Origin of the sequence: Roseibium porphyridii, from assembly GCF_026191725.2 — a bacterium.
GTDB lineage: Bacteria > Pseudomonadota > Alphaproteobacteria > Rhizobiales > Stappiaceae > Roseibium > Roseibium porphyridii.
The window spans coordinates 749,453-764,673 of record NZ_CP120863.1 but is presented as its reverse complement, the minus strand read 5'-3'; the positions used below and the strand labels follow the sequence as shown (position 1 = coordinate 764,673).

14 protein-coding genes are annotated in these 15,221 nt (G+C 55.0%); 6 read left to right on the top strand and 8 right to left on the bottom strand.

Annotation, left to right across the window (positions count from 1 at the left end):
- Window positions 1-74: 74 nt before the first annotated feature.
- On the bottom strand, window positions 75-2,867 hold the full coding sequence (locus tag K1718_RS03665) for a bifunctional aconitate hydratase 2/2-methylisocitrate dehydratase (protein ID WP_265679705.1): 2,793 nt from the start codon (window positions 2,865-2,867) through the stop codon (window positions 75-77).
- A 449-nt stretch (window positions 2,868-3,316) separates the two neighbouring features.
- On the opposite strand from K1718_RS03665, the gene acnA reads away from it, so the two are divergent.
- Entirely contained in the window at window positions 3,317-5,992 is a 2,676-nt protein-coding gene (gene acnA / locus K1718_RS03660) for an aconitate hydratase AcnA (protein ID WP_265679706.1), read from the top strand.
- A gap of 105 nt (window positions 5,993-6,097) precedes the next feature.
- Here acnA and K1718_RS03655 read toward each other — a convergent pair whose 3' ends face one another.
- The 3 genes from K1718_RS03655 to K1718_RS03645 all read right to left on the bottom strand — a co-directional run bounded on the left by K1718_RS03655 (window position 6,098) and on the right by K1718_RS03645 (window position 7,364).
- Window positions 6,098-6,469: a hypothetical protein gene (locus K1718_RS03655; RefSeq protein ID WP_265679707.1), complete on the bottom strand. Its 372-nt coding sequence runs from the start codon at window positions 6,467-6,469 to the stop codon at window positions 6,098-6,100.
- Window positions 6,470-6,568: 99 nt separating this feature from the next.
- Window positions 6,569-6,760, bottom strand: a complete 192-nt coding sequence (locus tag K1718_RS03650) for a hypothetical protein (protein ID WP_265679708.1) — start codon at window positions 6,758-6,760, stop codon at window positions 6,569-6,571.
- 4 nt (window positions 6,761-6,764) lie between these two features.
- A complete protein-coding gene (locus K1718_RS03645) occupies window positions 6,765-7,364 on the bottom strand; it encodes a hypothetical protein (RefSeq protein ID WP_265679709.1) in 600 nt (199 codons plus the stop codon).
- Between the two features lie 424 nt (window positions 7,365-7,788).
- Between K1718_RS03645 and K1718_RS03640 the strand changes: the two genes are divergently transcribed.
- From K1718_RS03640 to K1718_RS03630, 3 genes are all read left to right on the top strand, one after another.
- On the top strand, window positions 7,789-8,178 hold the full coding sequence (locus K1718_RS03640; protein ID WP_152499607.1) for a bleomycin resistance protein: 390 nt from the start codon (window positions 7,789-7,791) through the stop codon (window positions 8,176-8,178).
- 220 nt (window positions 8,179-8,398) lie between these two features.
- Window positions 8,399-9,367, top strand: a complete 969-nt coding sequence (locus K1718_RS03635) for a hypothetical protein (RefSeq protein WP_265679710.1) — start codon at window positions 8,399-8,401, stop codon at window positions 9,365-9,367.
- Between the two features lie 108 nt (window positions 9,368-9,475).
- Window positions 9,476-10,069 carry a hypothetical protein gene (locus K1718_RS03630; protein WP_265679711.1) on the top strand — a complete coding sequence of 198 codons (594 nt, stop codon included), beginning with the start codon at window positions 9,476-9,478 and terminating at the stop codon, window positions 10,067-10,069.
- A gap of 37 nt (window positions 10,070-10,106) precedes the next feature.
- Here the strand turns inward: K1718_RS03630 and queF are convergent, their stop codons facing one another.
- The gene (queF, locus tag K1718_RS03625) at window positions 10,107-10,574 is read right to left on the bottom strand and encodes a preQ(1) synthase (RefSeq protein WP_265679712.1); all 468 of its coding nucleotides are present in this window, start codon (window positions 10,572-10,574) and stop codon (window positions 10,107-10,109) included.
- Between the two features lie 209 nt (window positions 10,575-10,783).
- Between queF and K1718_RS03620 the strand changes: the two genes are divergently transcribed.
- A complete protein-coding gene (locus K1718_RS03620; protein ID WP_265679713.1) occupies window positions 10,784-11,380 on the top strand; it encodes a TetR/AcrR family transcriptional regulator in 597 nt (198 codons plus the stop codon).
- Window positions 11,377-12,024, top strand: coding sequence for a hypothetical protein (locus tag K1718_RS03615; RefSeq protein WP_265679714.1), 648 nt, complete (start codon window positions 11,377-11,379; stop codon window positions 12,022-12,024). The genes K1718_RS03620 and K1718_RS03615 overlap by 4 nt, the downstream gene beginning before the upstream one ends.
- A gap of 38 nt (window positions 12,025-12,062) precedes the next feature.
- On the opposite strand, the gene K1718_RS03610 is transcribed toward K1718_RS03615, so the two are convergent.
- The 3 genes from K1718_RS03610 to ispG are packed head-to-tail and all read right to left on the bottom strand — an operon-like array spanning window position 12,063 to window position 15,008.
- Window positions 12,063-12,800 (bottom strand): DUF429 domain-containing protein, encoded by a 738-nt coding sequence (locus K1718_RS03610; RefSeq protein WP_265679715.1) that lies wholly within the window; start codon window positions 12,798-12,800, stop codon window positions 12,063-12,065.
- Window positions 12,793-13,689, bottom strand: coding sequence for a pyridoxal kinase (gene pdxY, locus K1718_RS03605; RefSeq protein ID WP_265679716.1), 897 nt, complete (start codon window positions 13,687-13,689; stop codon window positions 12,793-12,795). The genes K1718_RS03610 and pdxY overlap by 8 nt, the downstream gene beginning before the upstream one ends.
- A 59-nt stretch (window positions 13,690-13,748) precedes the next feature.
- On the bottom strand, window positions 13,749-15,008 hold the full coding sequence (gene ispG, locus K1718_RS03600) for a flavodoxin-dependent (E)-4-hydroxy-3-methylbut-2-enyl-diphosphate synthase (protein WP_265679717.1): 1,260 nt from the start codon (window positions 15,006-15,008) through the stop codon (window positions 13,749-13,751).
- Window positions 15,009-15,221: the final 213 nt, after the last annotated feature.

Sequence of the window (15,221 nt, the reverse complement as noted above, 5' to 3'; positions counted from 1 at the left end):
GCCTGTCATCCGACAGCGTTTCGAATGACGGTCAATCCGGCGGCAGCGGCGGCTATCCGCCGCTGCCGGCAGTCTTAGAAGTGCACCGATTTGGCATCCAGCGGCTTTTGAAGCGGCGGAGCGAACTTGGTCAGGTCGATACCCTCAACGGCCGTCTTGTACTCATCCACTGTCGGCGTTCTGCCGAGGATTGCTGAAAGGACAACGACAGGCGTTGAAGCAAGCAGGGACTCGCCTTTCTTGTCGCCCGAGTCCTCAACCACGCGTCCCTTGAAGAGGCGGGTTGATGTCGCCAGAACCGTGTCGCCCTTTGCAGCCTTTTCCTGGTTGCCCATGCACAGGTTACATCCGGGCCGTTCCAGATAGAGGATGTTCTCGTAGTCGGTTCGGGCAGTGTTTTTGGGCGCAGTGTCGTCAAACTCGAAGCCCGAGTACTTCTGCAGCACCTCCCAGTCACCCTCGTCCTTCAACTCATCGATAATGTTGTAGGTTGGCGCGGCAAGAACCAGCGGAGCCTTGAAGTCGACGCTGCCTTTTTCCTTTTCCAGATTGCGCAGCATCTGGGCGACGATTTTCACGTCGCCCTTGTGCACCATGCAAGACCCGACAAAACCGAGATCGACCTTCTTTTCCGCACCGTAGTAGGAAATCGGCCGGATCGTGTCGTGGGTATACCGCTTGGAAACATCCGCGTTGTTCACATCCGGGTCGGCAATCATCGGTTCATTGATCTCATCAAGATCAACGACGACTTCCGCGAAGTACTCGGCATTGGCATCCGGTGTCAGGGCCGGTTTTTCTCCGGACTTGATTTCCGCGATGCGCTTGTCGGCGATATCGACCAGGCCCTGAAGCATTTGGACTTCATTGTCCATACCCTTGTCGATCATGACCTGAATACGGCTCTTTGCGATCTGAAGCGATTCAATCAGCGTCGCATCTTCGGAAATGCAGATTGACGCCTTGGCCTTCATTTCTGCCGTCCAGTCGGTGAAGGTGAAAGCCTGGTCCGCAAGCAGCGTTCCAATGTGCACTTCGATGATCCGGCCCTGGAAAACGTTGTCGCCAAACTGCTTGAGCATCTGGGCCTGCGTCGCATGAACAACATCCCGGAAGTCCATGTGATCGGCCATTTGCCCCTTGAAAGTCACCTTGACCGATTCAGGGATCGGCATGGTTGCTTCCCCGGTCGCTAGGGCAAGAGCAACCGTTCCGGAATCTGCACCAAATGCGACGCCTTTGGACATTCTGGTGTGGGAATCGCCACCGATAATGATTGCCCAGTCATCCACGGTGATGTCATTCAAGACCTTGTGGATCACGTCCGTCATGGAGTGATAAACGCCTTTCGGGTCGCGTGCGGTGATAAGGCCGAACTTGTGCATGAACGCCATCAGCTTGGGCGTGTTTGCCTGGGCCTTCAGATCCCAGACCGATGCTGTATGGCAGCCTGACTGGTAGGCGCCGTCAACAGTTGGTGAAAGAACCGTGGCCGCCATGGCCTCAAGCTCTTGAGAGGTCATCAGGCCGGTGGTGTCCTGCGAGCCGACAATGTTCACCTTGACGCGAACGTCGGAGCCAGCGTGCAGAACCTTGCCCGGCGTAACGCCGACCGCATTCCTGTTGAAAATCTTTTCAACCGCTGTCAGGCCCTGGCCTTCATGAGAAACTTCCTTGGAAGGAGCGAAAGCGGATTTCAATTCGACACCGAGCGTCTCGCAGGCAAAGCTCTGCAGCTTCTTGCCGAATACGATCGCATAGGACCCGCCAGCCTTCATGAATTCGAGCTTTTGCGGATTGAAGGAGGCAGCGACATCAACAAGTTCTTCGTCGCCACCTTCGTTGTAGAGCTTCTTCTTCTTGGAGTTGATGGTCAGGACAGTGCCGGTTTCGACCGAATATTTCTGTTCCAGAACCGGATTGCCGTCGTTGTTGAGGATCGGGTTGCCGTCGGAATCCAGCTTCTTGACCCAGTTCTTAAGGTCGATGCCGATACCGCCTGTCACGCCTACGGTCGTCAGAAAGATGGGAGAGATGCCATTGGTGCCGGCCACGATAGGCGCGAAGTTTACGAACGGCACATAGGGGCTTGCCTGTTTGCCGGTCCAGAGCGCAACATTGTTGACGCCGGACATGCGCGATGAGCCCACACCCATGGTGCCCTTTTCCGCGATTAGCATCACCTGCTTGTCCGGGTGCTGAAGTTTCAGTGCCTGAATTTCCTCCTGCGCACGCTCGGAGATCATGCACTTGCCATGCAGTTCCCGGTCGGCACGGGAATGGGCCTGGTTGCCGGGAGACAGAAGGTCGGTGGAAATGTCGCCTTCGGCGGCAATATAGGTCACCACCTTGATTTCCTCATCGATCTCCGGGAGCCTCGTGAAGAATTCCGCTTTGGAGTAACTTTCGATAAGGTCTTTTGCAATCGCGTTGCCACTTGCAAAAGCCTCTTTCAGACGGTCCGTATCTGCCTCATAGAGGAATACCTGGGTCTTCAGCACATCGGCTGCATCTGACGCAATTGCCTGATCATCACCGAGGGCCAGATCGAGCAGAACCTCCACCGAGGGGCCACCCTTCATGTGCGAAAGCAGTTCAAAGGCAAAGGATGAGGAGATCTCGGCAACGTCAGCCTGGCCGAGAATGATCTCTTTCAGAAACTTGGCTTTGACACCGGCAGCGCTCGTAGTTCCGGGCAAGGTGTTATAGATGAAGAACTTGAGAGACGCTTCCCTATGCTCGTTCCCCTGATCCTTGATCTGGGCAACGATTTCCTCCAACAAGGCGCCGTCTTCTATGGGCTTTGGATGCAAGCCCTGTTCTTTGCGCGTGTCGATCTCTTTCAGGTAGTCTTGATACAAGCTCATGATGGTCCCGGCGTCCTGGTGTTGTTTGAAGCTTGACCACCGGATCGCAGTTTGTCTGGCGAGCCGGGAGAAGCTGGCTGAGCGCGGTTTTAATTCAGTATACAATGGTATGCAATATCTTTCCATTCGATAAATACGGGATTTTTCACGTTGCGGCATTTCAAGCGTCAACATGGTCAAAAAGCGCGTTACCACCTCTTCAAGCGATCGATCGGCAACCTTAAATAAGCGTCGCGCAGCCGAGCCCCGTCTGGTGAAAAACGCCAAAGATTGCTATAGGAACGCATTACAGAATTGCGGCGGCGAAAGAGGGAGAGGCTCTCTACCGCATCCCGCGAAAACGCGCTTGTTGAAGGACCTGTCCTGCTCCTGACCTGCGCTTTGAGAGAGTATGCAAGGCACCGGAAAAACGCAGCCGGACCTTTGCGCAATGAAGGAGATTGCACGTCGTGACCCAGTCCCTCGACAGCTTCAAGTGTAAGAAAACGCTGACCGCAGACGGCAAGACCTATACCTATTTCTCAATTCCCGAGGCGGAAAAAAACGGTCTTGAAGGCGTCTCCAGACTGCCGTTTTCGCTGAAAGTTGTCCTTGAGAACCTTCTTCGCTTCGAAGACGGGCGCTCGGTGACCAAAGATGACATCGTTGCTTGCGCGGAATGGCTCAAGACGAAAAAGTCCACTCATGAGATCTCCTATCGCCCGGCCCGTGTCCTGATGCAGGACTTCACCGGTGTGCCGGCCGTTGTGGACCTTGCCGCCATGCGCGATGCGGCCGTGAAGCTTGGTGGCGACCCGAAGAAGGTGAACCCGCAGGTTCCAGTCGATCTCGTCATCGACCATTCTGTCATGATCGACTTTTTCGGCACCAAGGACGCATTCAAGAAAAACGTGGATCTGGAATATGAGCGCAACCAGGAACGGTATGAGTTTCTGCGCTGGGGTCAGTCTGCCTTCGACAATTTCCGCGCAGTCCCTCCGGGAACCGGTATCTGCCACCAGGTGAACCTTGAGTATCTGGCCCAGACAGTGTGGACCAGGGAAGACGGCGGCGAGACGATCGCCTATCCGGACACGCTTGTCGGCACCGACAGCCACACAACTATGGTCAACGGCCTTGCCGTTCTCGGTTGGGGTGTCGGCGGCATCGAAGCGGAAGCCGCCATGCTCGGTCAGCCGATTTCCATGCTGATCCCTGAAGTCATCGGTTTCAAGCTGACAGGCAAGCTGAACGAAGGCATCACCGCCACAGACCTTGTGCTGCGCGTGGTTGAAATGCTGCGCCAGAAGGGTGTGGTCGGCAAATTCGTTGAGTTTTATGGCCCGGGCCTCGACAATCTCAGCCTCGAGGATGCAGCCACGATCGCCAACATGGCGCCTGAATACGGCGCAACATGCGGCTTTTTCCCGGTCGACAAGGAAACCTTGAAGTACCTGCAAGCAACCGGGCGCGACAAAGATCGCGTTGCGCTGGTCGAGGAATACTCCAAGGCTCAGGGCATGTTCCGCACCGGCGGCGAAGAGCCTGAGTTCACCGACACTCTGGAACTCGACATTTCCACCGTCGTGCCGGCCATTTCCGGTCCGAAGCGCCCGCAGGACCGCATCAATCTCTCCGACGCCGCGTCCGGCTTTGCCACAACCATGGCAGAGGAGTTCAAAAAGGCGGGCGAACTAGGCAAGCGCGTCAGCGTTGACGGCAAGGACCACGACCTTGGCAATGGCGACGTCGTCATCGCGGCGATCACGTCCTGCACCAATACGTCCAATCCCTCCGTTCTGATCGGCGCCGGACTAGTGGCGCGCAACGCCCTGGCAAAGGGCCTGGATGTCAAACCCTGGGTGAAAACCTCATTGGCGCCCGGCTCGCAGGTAGTGACCGACTATCTGGAGAAGGCAGGCCTGCAGGGTGACCTCGATGCTCTTGGCTTTGATCTCGCCGGTTATGGCTGCACCACTTGTATCGGCAATTCCGGTCCTCTGGATCCGGCAATTTCAAAGGCAATCAACGACAACGATCTGATTGCCTGTTCCGTATTGTCGGGCAACCGCAACTTCGAAGGCCGCGTCAACCCGGATGTCCGCGCAAACTATCTGGCCTCGCCGCCACTGGTTGTTGCCTATGCGATTGCCGGCAACCTCAATATCAACATCACCGAAGACCCACTTGGCAATGACAGAGACGGCAACCCCGTCTATCTGAAGGACATCTGGCCGACCACGGAACAGATCAGCGATCTGATCCGCTCCTCGATCAACGAAGACATGTTCCGCACGCGCTATTCCGACGTCTTCAAGGGCGATGCGCACTGGCAGGCGATCAAGGTGGAAGGCGGCCTGACCTACACGTGGCCGGTGTCGTCTACCTATGTGCAGAACCCGCCTTACTTCGAAGGCATGACCATGGAGCCGAAACCGCTTCAGGACATCAACGACGCAGCGGTCATGGGTCTTTTCCTAGACAGCATCACCACTGACCACATTTCACCGGCTGGTGCGATCAAACTCGACAGCCCGGCAGGAAAGTATCTTTCAGAGCATCAGGTCGCACAAAAGGACTTCAACTCCTACGGCTCCCGCCGTGGCAACCACGAAGTCATGATGCGCGGCACATTCGCCAATATCCGTATCAAGAACCAGATGGTTCCTGGCGTCGAGGGCGGCGTCACCATGAAGGATGGCGAGAAGGAATGGATCTACGACGCCTGCATGGAATACAAAGAAGCCGGTACGCCGCTGGTTGTTTTTGCGGGCAAGGAATATGGCACAGGCTCGTCCCGCGACTGGGCGGCCAAAGGCACCAATCTGCTTGGTGTGCGGGCTGTGATCGCCCAATCCTTCGAGCGCATTCACCGGTCCAACCTGGTCGGCATGGGTGTCATTCCGCTCACCTTCAAGGACGGTGAAAGCTGGCAATCGCACAACATCACCGGCAAGGAACGCGTCACCATCAAAGGCATCGCCGATATCCAGCCGCGCCAGATGATGAATATGGACGTCACTTATGAGGACGGCACCACCAAAACCATCGAGTGCCTGTGCCGTGTCGATACCGAGGATGAGCTGGAATACATCAAGGCCGGCGGCATCCTGCACTACGTGCTCCGGAACCTCGTGACTGGCTAAGGCGGGTTACACACGAACAACGATTTCAAGGCCGCTTTTTCAGCGGCCTTGATAGCTCTAAGCTTGGTAAACCCGGCGCTCTTTCCACGTCCATTGAAGGCAATTTCAGCTTCCGGAAAGAGTGCCTGAGGCCGACTGTATCACTTGATAAAAGATACTCTGCGTTGAGCCTGAATCCACAAAATCGCTGAAGATCTTGTAGTTGCAGTAATTTACAATCACAAACACGGAAATTGCGGCGGCCATATCCCGAAATCGCGGATTTTTTACAAAACCGGATACCCGTCCGTCGTCATCGCTCTTCTTGAGCGACATGAAGTCTGAGAATGTCATCAGCACGAAAAAGACAGTAGCAAGGGCCGGATATACCCGCGAGAGACTCTCGATGTCGTTGTAAAAGGGAAATGCATCGCCCCATATGAATACGGCTGTGAGAACGGATACCAGCGTCACCGTGTAGTGCCCGGCTAGAAGCATAAAGACCCTTCGGGGCTGGATGCTATCTATTTGGAATAGAATTCTCGCCATCGCCGTTACCAGTGAAAGCACAATGATGAGAAGCAATATGAAGCTGGTTTAAAATGCAACGGTCGTAAGCTTTTCTTGAATTCCCAGAAAAGGAGCACAATAGACGCTCAGCAATGCAAGCAGCGAGGCGACCGCAACAAGCTCCTGCCAGCCGATGTCTTTGGTCTCGAACACTGTGATGTAGTTTGTACGCCAGATCTGCACCAGCGTCTTGTCGTACTCTTCTGACATCTCTGCCATATCTTCAGTTTTCTTCAAAAAATTTGAGAGTAAAATTCACCGACGTTGGCGTCGAATTTAAAAATATATCATTGAAAGCCAAATAAAGGCCGACATGATCCGCTCTTAAAGTCCTATATATTCTCACACATACCTTACCGGGCCCACCATATCTTTGCATCACCACTTCCAGTATGTGGCTCAAGGTGTCGCCCGACAAGTTCATGTTGCCAGGGAACGCAAAGTTACTTCGTTTGGTAACATCACTAAACGTATCGGTGCCATCATCGAAGGTGAGGTGCCAACCCTTCTTTTTGTCGAACAAGTATCGAGCCCTTGAGACCAGTGACGATCCGGATGGCAAAGCACTGAGGTGGACCTCCTGGTAAACGTCCAAGTCGACGTCCGCGACAAGATTTGCATTGAACGGCGGGCGGGAAAATCTTTTGTCGAAATCAGCTCTAAGAGCCCTTTTGAGATTATCACCATACCCTACAAGAGCGCTCTTCCTGTATTCAATGGTCTCCGACAGCTTTCCGCTTTTGACGAGGTAGTAATTCTCACGCTTAGGCCCAGTCGTGTAATAGATCGCCTCGACCGGAACTTCGCTTTCAAATTCGGACACCAGAAGACTGTTCCCCCTGCGAATGCTCGCAGGGCGCCATTCGTCGTCCGAATGTCTCGATTTATACTTATAGTATACACCTTCACCGAAACCGGAGTTCTCGTGAAAGCTCACGAAATCGGCAGGACATGAAATATACTCAGTACTTATCGCTGCAGTAGACCAGGAAAACGCAGTAATAAAAGCGACGAGCGGCCTGATTAAGCTAGAGCCGAACATAGAATTTTCCCCAAAACCCCTAACCTGCTATTCTATCTTAAGGTGAGATTTTCCAAAAAGCCAACCTGCTTTGGGACACCTGATCACGACTGCTCCGGAACCTCTATCTCCGTTGGCAGCCTGATAATCGGACGCTTCGTAGCAGGGATAAACTTCGGCTCACAGTCTACTGTTAAGTTCCTGCGGCGTTCTCTGGGAGATTTCAATGTCAGATCCAAACTCATCCCAACTTTCCCTCATCGCGCCGGTTTTTCCGGTAAGCGATGTCGCCACCGCAGTCGCCTATTACCGGGACAAGCTGTTGTTCGAAGTGCGCTTCGAGTGGGCCGACAATGAAGCAGAGCCTACGCGTTATGCCATCCTCGGCCGTGACAAGATTGAGCTCCATCTGACGGGAGGCGACACGCCTCACCCGAGGACGGCTTATTGCTTCGTCGATGGCATCGACGGCTATTACGAATTGGCGAAAAAGGCCGGAGCCAACGTCACTGAGGACATCGGCGACCAGCCCTGGGAAATGCGTGAATTCGAAACGAAGGACCCGGATGGCAACGCGCTGATATTTGGTGAACACCTCAGCCGGATGACCGATTGAGCAAACCTCAAGCCTGACCAACGTTTCTGACTTCCTCACCGACCTGATCGAGAAGGATAAACGCTTTCCGTGCAGGGTTTTTTACGGGTCGGACGCGTAATGATTTCAATCTCGACTGCAACGGCTGTCCCGTGATTGTCATCACAACACACTTCTGAGCACTGACCTAAGGTAATCCTCATTGAACGCCTTCCGAACATTCGGATACCGGAGACGATAAATGTGGGTTTTTGATTTCGGACGCGCCATCGGCCTGATGGTGCAAACTTTGCCTTATCTGATTTTTAGAGTGATCGTTTATGGCGCCATGGCCGCCGCATATGTGCTCGTGACCGGCCTTGGTGCCGGGGTCGGCTATGGGCTTGGCTGGATCGGCGGGCCTGACAGTCAGGCCGGCTTTGCCTTCTGGGGCGGCTTGCTGGGCTTCGGCCTCACCGCCACAGCGATTTACCTGTTGCGTGAATACCTGCTTTACACCGTAAAGGCCGGTCACATCGCAGTTCTGGTGGAACTGATGGACGGCAAGGAGCTGCCGGACGGTCAGGGACAGGTTGCTTATGGCGGGAGCGTCGTAAAAGACCGCTTTGTCCAATCCAGCGCCCTGTTCGGGCTGGATCAATTGATCAAGGGCGTTGTCCGGTCTATCAGCAGATTTGCCGAAGGCATTGCATCGGTTCTGCCGATCCCGGGCCTGAACGGACTGGTGTCCCTTTTCCGGGCCTTCTTGAAAGTCGCGGTCGGCTTCGTCGATGAAGTTATTCTGGCGCATGCGATCCGGACCCGCTCGGACAATGCCTGGGGCTCGGCGCGTGAAGCACTGGTGCTTTATGGCCAGAATTACAAGCCCATGTTGAAGAATGCCGCCTTCATCGCGCTCTTCACTTACCTCCTCGCCTTTGTGGTGTTTCTGGTGATGCTCGCGCCGGCTGCGGCGATTGTTTACCTGATGCCAGGCTCGTGGAGTTTTGGCGCGCTGGTGTTTGCCATTGTCTTTGCCTGGGCGGTGAAGGCAGCCGTGCTTGAACCGCTTGCGGTCACGCTGATGATGCAGGTCTATTTCAAGGTGACTGACGGCCAGGTACCGAACCCCGAATGGGATGCGCGGCTGTCTGAAATGTCGGACAAGTTCCAGGAGATCAAGGAAAAGGCCTTCACGACCAGCACCGGTGCTACCGCACCGGCTGAATAAGACCGACGTCACCACGCAAGTTGGTGACGAACAAGATTGTCAGGCGACCTGAAACCGTGTTCCATGCCTGACAATCATCTACTGTTTCAGGTTTTGGTGGAGATTTTCATGAAGTCGATTGCGAGCGCTGCACTTGTTCTGGGACTGTCAGGACAAATTGCCCATGCTGATCCGTGTCAGGATCGCTTCACCGAGCTTTATCTTCAACTGGACCAGGGCGTTCCCACAAAGACGATCGCAATCAACGCTTTCAAGGGTGCTCCACCTTCAACAAATGAATTTTTGTATCTGAACGAGGATCACTATCTGACGGTTCCAACCGAGCCGGCAGGACCCTGGGTGCTTGGATATCAGAACGTTCTTTACCAGTCAGCAGATGACGGAAAAAGCTGGCAAAAGATCCGGGAAATGGACACTGGCGGCAATGCCGATCAGGCCCGGGCGGACAAGTTGACAAACGCTGAAACAATCCGGAACGCAGCCTGTTCAGAAGAGGAAATGAACGGTGAAACACTGGATGTTGTCGCCGCGGACATCACCGTCAGCCAGGGAATGGTCACTGAAAACCGCTATACCTACTGGGTGCGGCGGGCTGATAACTTTATCGTCAAGGCGGTCTATGACACCAAGGCGCCGAATTTCGAGATGGTGGTCACGCAGACAATCGAAAAAGCGCCGGGCCTGACCCTTCCGACACCTTGAGCGGGTTGACCACTGACAGACTGCTGATCCGGAAGGTTCACCCTCTGCCGCGATAGGACGGCACGCCCTGATCCGGTATCCAGACACCTTCCGGCGCGGGACCCGTCTGATAGAAAACATCAATGGGGATTCCGCCCCGCGGATACCAGTACCCGCCGATCCTCAGCCAGTCAGGCTGGAGCAAGTCAACGAGGCGCTTTGCGATGGAGACCGTGCAATCCTCATGAAAAGCACCGTGATTGCGAAATGAGCCCAGAAACAATTTCAGGGACTTGCTCTCCACCAGAAAATCCTTCGGGACGTAGTCGATCACCAGATGCGCGAAATCAGGCGCGCCGGTGATGGGGCAAAGCGATGTAAATTCCGGCGCAACGAACCGCACCATGTAGCCGGTCCCTGCCTGAGGGTTCGGCACCTTTTCCAGCACAGCCTTCTCCGGATTGTCCGGCAACTCAGAGGATGTTCCAAGCTGAGTGAGATTTTCATAAATGCTCTTGTCGCTCATGCGATTTTCCAAAACCCTCAGATGCTCTGAAATAGCCAACGGTAGTGTGAACGCGGCAGGACGGCCTTTTAACAGGTTCTCTTTGAAAGAGAAATTCATCGACGGACATGCTGCGAAACATCCCATTTTTGCGCGCGCAATCATGCTGTTGACATTTCTCTACAATCGTATAGAAATTAATTCCTATACAATCGAAGAGAAACTGAATTATGGCCCGACCCAAAGGTTATGATCCCGAAGAAATTGTGAAGCGTGCCACACACGCATTTTGGCAACACGGCTACCAGGCCCTGGGCGTTCGCGAACTGGAGCGCCTGACCGGGCTCAACCAGTTTGCCCTCCGAAGTGAGTTTGGCGGCAAGGAAGGCCTTTATCTTGCGGCGCTCAATTTTTATTCCGAACAGGCAATTTCAATCGCAATGGAGCCCATGAGAGACGGCGGCGGCGTCCCCGAAATTATTGCCTTCCTGCGGTCCTTGATCACCGATGGCTCAATGACGTCGAGCCCCCATGGATGCCTCGTTGTCAACACCGGCATCGAGAATGCACGGGTTGGCAGCGCGGACCTGGACAAAGCCGCCAGACACTATTGGAACGCACTGGAGAATTGCTTCGAGGCATGCCTTCAAAACGCGATTGATGCCGAAAAAATTTCATCATCGATAGACGCCAAGACTTATGCCAAAGGACTTGTATCGGCGGTGATGGGTGTTCACGCCCAGAACCGACTGGAGGGGAAAAACACCGGTGGCAGGCACCTCGTCGATCTATTGTGCAAACAGCTGACATCACTGGAGACGTCATGACCCGGCATGCACCAGCTCTTGTCCAAATTGAGGGCCATGAAAGCAGCTGGACCATCCAGCGCGGCAACCTCAGATGCAATGTCGTCGGGCTCAAGGACGGCGGCACATGTCTTTACAGTCCCGTTGAAAAGACAAGCAAAGTCGTCGGAGAAGCAGCCCCGATCCGCTTCCTGCTCGCCCCAAATCACTATCACAACAAGGCTGTTCTTGAGCACATTGAAGCGTTCCCGCAAGCAGAACCGGTTTGCTCCGACAAGGCCAGGCCGAGACTTGAAAAAATCACCGGAACGACATTCGGTTCTTTGACCGAACTGGCTAACGCTCTCCCCGATCATGTGACCATTCTTGAACCCGATGGTCTGAAGACAGGCGAAGTCTGGTTCCGTCTTCAGGGTGATGATGGCGTGACGTGGATCGTCACCGATGCGTTTTGCGGCGTCTCGGAAAAGAAAGCTCCTGAAACAACACTTGGTTTTCTGAAGACGTTCCCGAAATACGGCCTTGCCGACAAGAAAGTTTTTTCAGCTTGGGTTCAAAAGCAGTTGAAGGCTGAAACCCCAAACATGATCGTTCCCTGCCATGGCGGCATCGTGAGGGGGACCGATCTCAAGATAGATATTCTGGCGCTGCTCGAACAGCTTTAAACTCTCAGCCAACAGCCTCGAGACACGTCCAATTTGCATCACGCCCAGATCGCCATCCGCAAGCCCCGGTCATCCCGGCGATAGTCCTTCGGAAAGGGTTCGGCTTTCCCTTTCGAAATCCGCTCGGCAATCAGAGAATTGGCAGCCGCATCCAGAAGGTCATCTCTGCCACAACCGCGTGGTGGTTTCTGGTCCAGAAAGTCTTGCGGCAACCCGTGTGCCATGAGCAAATCCCGGCGTTGATCCAGTCCCTCCGGGTTGGCCCGGCTTTTGACCTTTTTCGGAAGGCTCATCGCCTGTTCGCCATTCAACCGCCAAAAAGCTAATTCGGGGTGCACCTCAAACACCCGTTCCTCCAGGTCCGGTGTCATGACTGCATCGATATCCCGCATTTTCGGAAAGAGATAAAAACATTGCTTGGAAACCTTCTTGGGAGGTTCCGATGTCCCCATCGCAGCCTCGCAGGCCAAACGATAGTCCTCTTCATAAACCGCGGGACGGGCCGGAACCTGAAAGACCGACGACTGGCGGTCACCAAGGTGCCGGCGCGCGGCTTTTTCCGGCCCGCGCCCTCCAGGTCCGATCGCGTCCGGCAAACCGATCGGCATATCGACGGCGATGATCGAAAGGGATGGCTGATGCCGAAGAATGTCCGCGAACGTTTCGAACACCTTCAGAGCAATATCTTCCGGGTCTGCCAGGTTGCGCAGTACTGCAATCCAGCCGGCCTTGCAGCCGTCGACACCAGCAACAAAATCCTGCCGGTCTTCAGACACGGGACTTTGCTTCCAGTATCCGCCTTGAAGTCACAAGCGCCATGGCGCGGACAACCGATTGCTGCTCTTCGGCAAACAGCAACTCATCAGCACCTTTCTTGACACTTCGCGCGACGAGCTCAAACACCGAGGCGGATGCCCGTTTCAGAGCTTCTTCGTCATCAAGGCCTTCAAGCAGGTTGCTCAAGAACAGTCCTGCAATCAGATCGCCTGTCCCGTGCGGCGGATTCGCAATAACCGCATGTTCGGCAGCAACCGCACCACGGGGCCCCGCCAGCAGATTGGCAACTGCATTTCGGCGCATTGCCGGTGATGACGTGACGAGAACCCGCTCGTTGCCAAGGACACGTGCAGCAGCCAATGCGTCGAGCTCGCTTTCGACAGCGCGATCTGTCAGCCAACCAAGCTCAAAGGTGTTGGGTGTTACGATATCGGCAAGTGGAACAAGCTTGTCGCGTATCGCATGTGCCGTCGCCTCGGGCACATAAAGACCACCTCCTGAGGCGGACGTGTGGTCGCCCATCACAGGATCACACAAATAAGGCGCTTCCGGCGACTTTTGTTTGACCGCTTTCACCAGATCGGCAACAGCCTCTGCTTGCGAAGCCTCACCAAGATACCCCGAAATCACCGCCCCGACTTCACCGAGCTTGTCTGCGCCTGCAAGATCCGCGGCAATGGATCCGAACTCGGCGCTTGGTGGAACGATCCGGGTTCCTTTGCCATGCCCGGGATGCCAGGGAAGCAGTATAGTGGGCAGAAACCAGACATCGTGTCCGATCCGTTCCAGCGCAAAACTCAAACCTCTGCCGCTTATCCCCCCGCGTACCACCTGTGACGTGATGATGAGGATCGGCTTTTTCTGTGGCTCGGGGTCACCATGCGTCATAATCTGCGTGTTCCCTGGAAGAGCGCTACTATCGACTGATGTCAGAAGGTCCGGATTCCTTAAGCGGCATCCGAGTTGGATTTAGGATCGGATCCATACCGTTTTTCAATATATTCCAATACCATTTGCTTGAACTCGTCAGCGATGCCCTCACCACGCAGCGTCGTGACTTTCTCGCCGTCGACAAATACCGGCGCTGATGGTGTCTCACCGGTTCCGGGCAGCGATATGCCAATGTCTGCATGTTTGGATTCGCCCGGGCCGTTGACGATACAGCCCATGACAGCAACGTTGAGATTTTCAACGCCTGGGTATTGTTCCCGCCAGGATGGCATGGAAGCACGAATATGATCTTGAATATCGCCTGCAAGTTCCTGGAACACGGTTGATGTCGTCCGCCCGCAGCCCGGACATGCAGCGACAATCGGCACGAATGCGCGAAAGCCCATGACCTGCAGAAGCTCCTGCGCGACCTGCACTTCCCTGGTGCGGTCACCTCCCGGTTCGGGCGTCAGCGAGACCCGAATGGTGTCGCCAATGCCCTGCTGCAACAGGATGCCCATCGACGCGGCGGAGGAGACAATCCCCTTGGTGCCCATGCCTGCCTCGGTCAGGCCAAGATGCAGGGCGTAATCGCACCGGCGTGCCAGATCGGCATAAACGGCAATCAGATCCTGAACCTGGCTGACCTTTGCCGAAAGAATGATCTTGTCCCGCCCCATTCCAAGAGCTTCGGCGCGCTCGGCTGACAGAAGCCCGGATTGGATAATCGCTTCGCGCATAACGGCTGAGGCCGACACGGGCGCTTCACTTTCCGCGTTTTCATCCATCAGCTTTGTCAAAAGCTCCTGGTCAAGCGATCCCCAGTTGACGCCGATCCGCACCGGCTTGTCATGTTTAAGTGCGATGTCGATGATTTGAGAAAACTGCGTGTCCCGCTTTGCCTTGAAACCGACATTGCCTGGGTTGATGCGGTATTTGTCCAGAGCTGCCGCGCAGTCCGGATAGTCATTGAGCAGCTTATGGCCAATATAGTGGAAGTCACCGACCAGCGGCACGTTTACACCAATTCGCTCGAGCCGCTCCTTGATCCGCGGGACCTGGGCGGCTGCCTCAGCCCGGTCTACGGTAATCCGCACGACTTCGGACCCGGCACGCGCCAGCGCTGCCACCTGGGCAACGGTTGAATCCGCGTCAGCGGTATCAGTGTTGGTCATCGATTGCACCACAATCGGCGCGCCGCCGCCAACCATGACGTTACCAACGCTCACGCCGACGGAATTGCGGCGGGGCAGCGGGTTTGCGAAATCATCAATCATGACAGAAACCAATCGGACCTTTCACGTTTGCCAACCATATGAGGCATCTTGGCGCGACTTTCCAGCGAAGGATTAATGGCTGCGGCGAAAAAGGGCAATTCGCACCGGCGTCGCCTGCGCGCTTGCCAGCGTTCGTTGCATTCGCCAATGTGAACAATTACAACGCCAGCAGACAGTTTTAGACCTTTTGTTCCAGCTCATTTCAGGGAAACC

What these genes read in the sequence shown, in the direction of transcription:
- K1718_RS03665 (WP_265679705.1), bottom strand. Translation starts at nt 2,867, where the DNA reads ATGAGCTTGTATCAAGACTACCTGAAAGAGATCGACACGCGCAAAGAA.
- K1718_RS03655 (WP_265679707.1), bottom strand. Translation starts at nt 6,469, where the DNA reads ATGCTTCTAGCCGGGCACTACACGGTGACGCTGGTATCCGTTCTCACA.
- K1718_RS03650 (WP_265679708.1), bottom strand. Translation starts at nt 6,760, where the DNA reads ATGGCAGAGATGTCAGAAGAGTACGACAAGACGCTGGTGCAGATCTGG.
- K1718_RS03640 (WP_152499607.1), top strand. Translation starts at nt 7,789, where the DNA reads ATGTCAGATCCAAACTCATCCCAACTTTCCCTCATCGCGCCGGTTTTT.
- K1718_RS03635 (WP_265679710.1), top strand. Translation starts at nt 8,399, where the DNA reads ATGTGGGTTTTTGATTTCGGACGCGCCATCGGCCTGATGGTGCAAACT.
- K1718_RS03630 (WP_265679711.1), top strand. Translation starts at nt 9,476, where the DNA reads ATGAAGTCGATTGCGAGCGCTGCACTTGTTCTGGGACTGTCAGGACAA.
- queF (WP_265679712.1), bottom strand. Translation starts at nt 10,574, where the DNA reads ATGAGCGACAAGAGCATTTATGAAAATCTCACTCAGCTTGGAACATCC.
- K1718_RS03620 (WP_265679713.1), top strand. Translation starts at nt 10,784, where the DNA reads ATGGCCCGACCCAAAGGTTATGATCCCGAAGAAATTGTGAAGCGTGCC.
- K1718_RS03615 (WP_265679714.1), top strand. Translation starts at nt 11,377, where the DNA reads ATGACCCGGCATGCACCAGCTCTTGTCCAAATTGAGGGCCATGAAAGC.
- pdxY (WP_265679716.1), bottom strand. Translation starts at nt 13,689, where the DNA reads ATGACGCATGGTGACCCCGAGCCACAGAAAAAGCCGATCCTCATCATC.
- ispG (WP_265679717.1), bottom strand. Translation starts at nt 15,008, where the DNA reads ATGATTGATGATTTCGCAAACCCGCTGCCCCGCCGCAATTCCGTCGGC.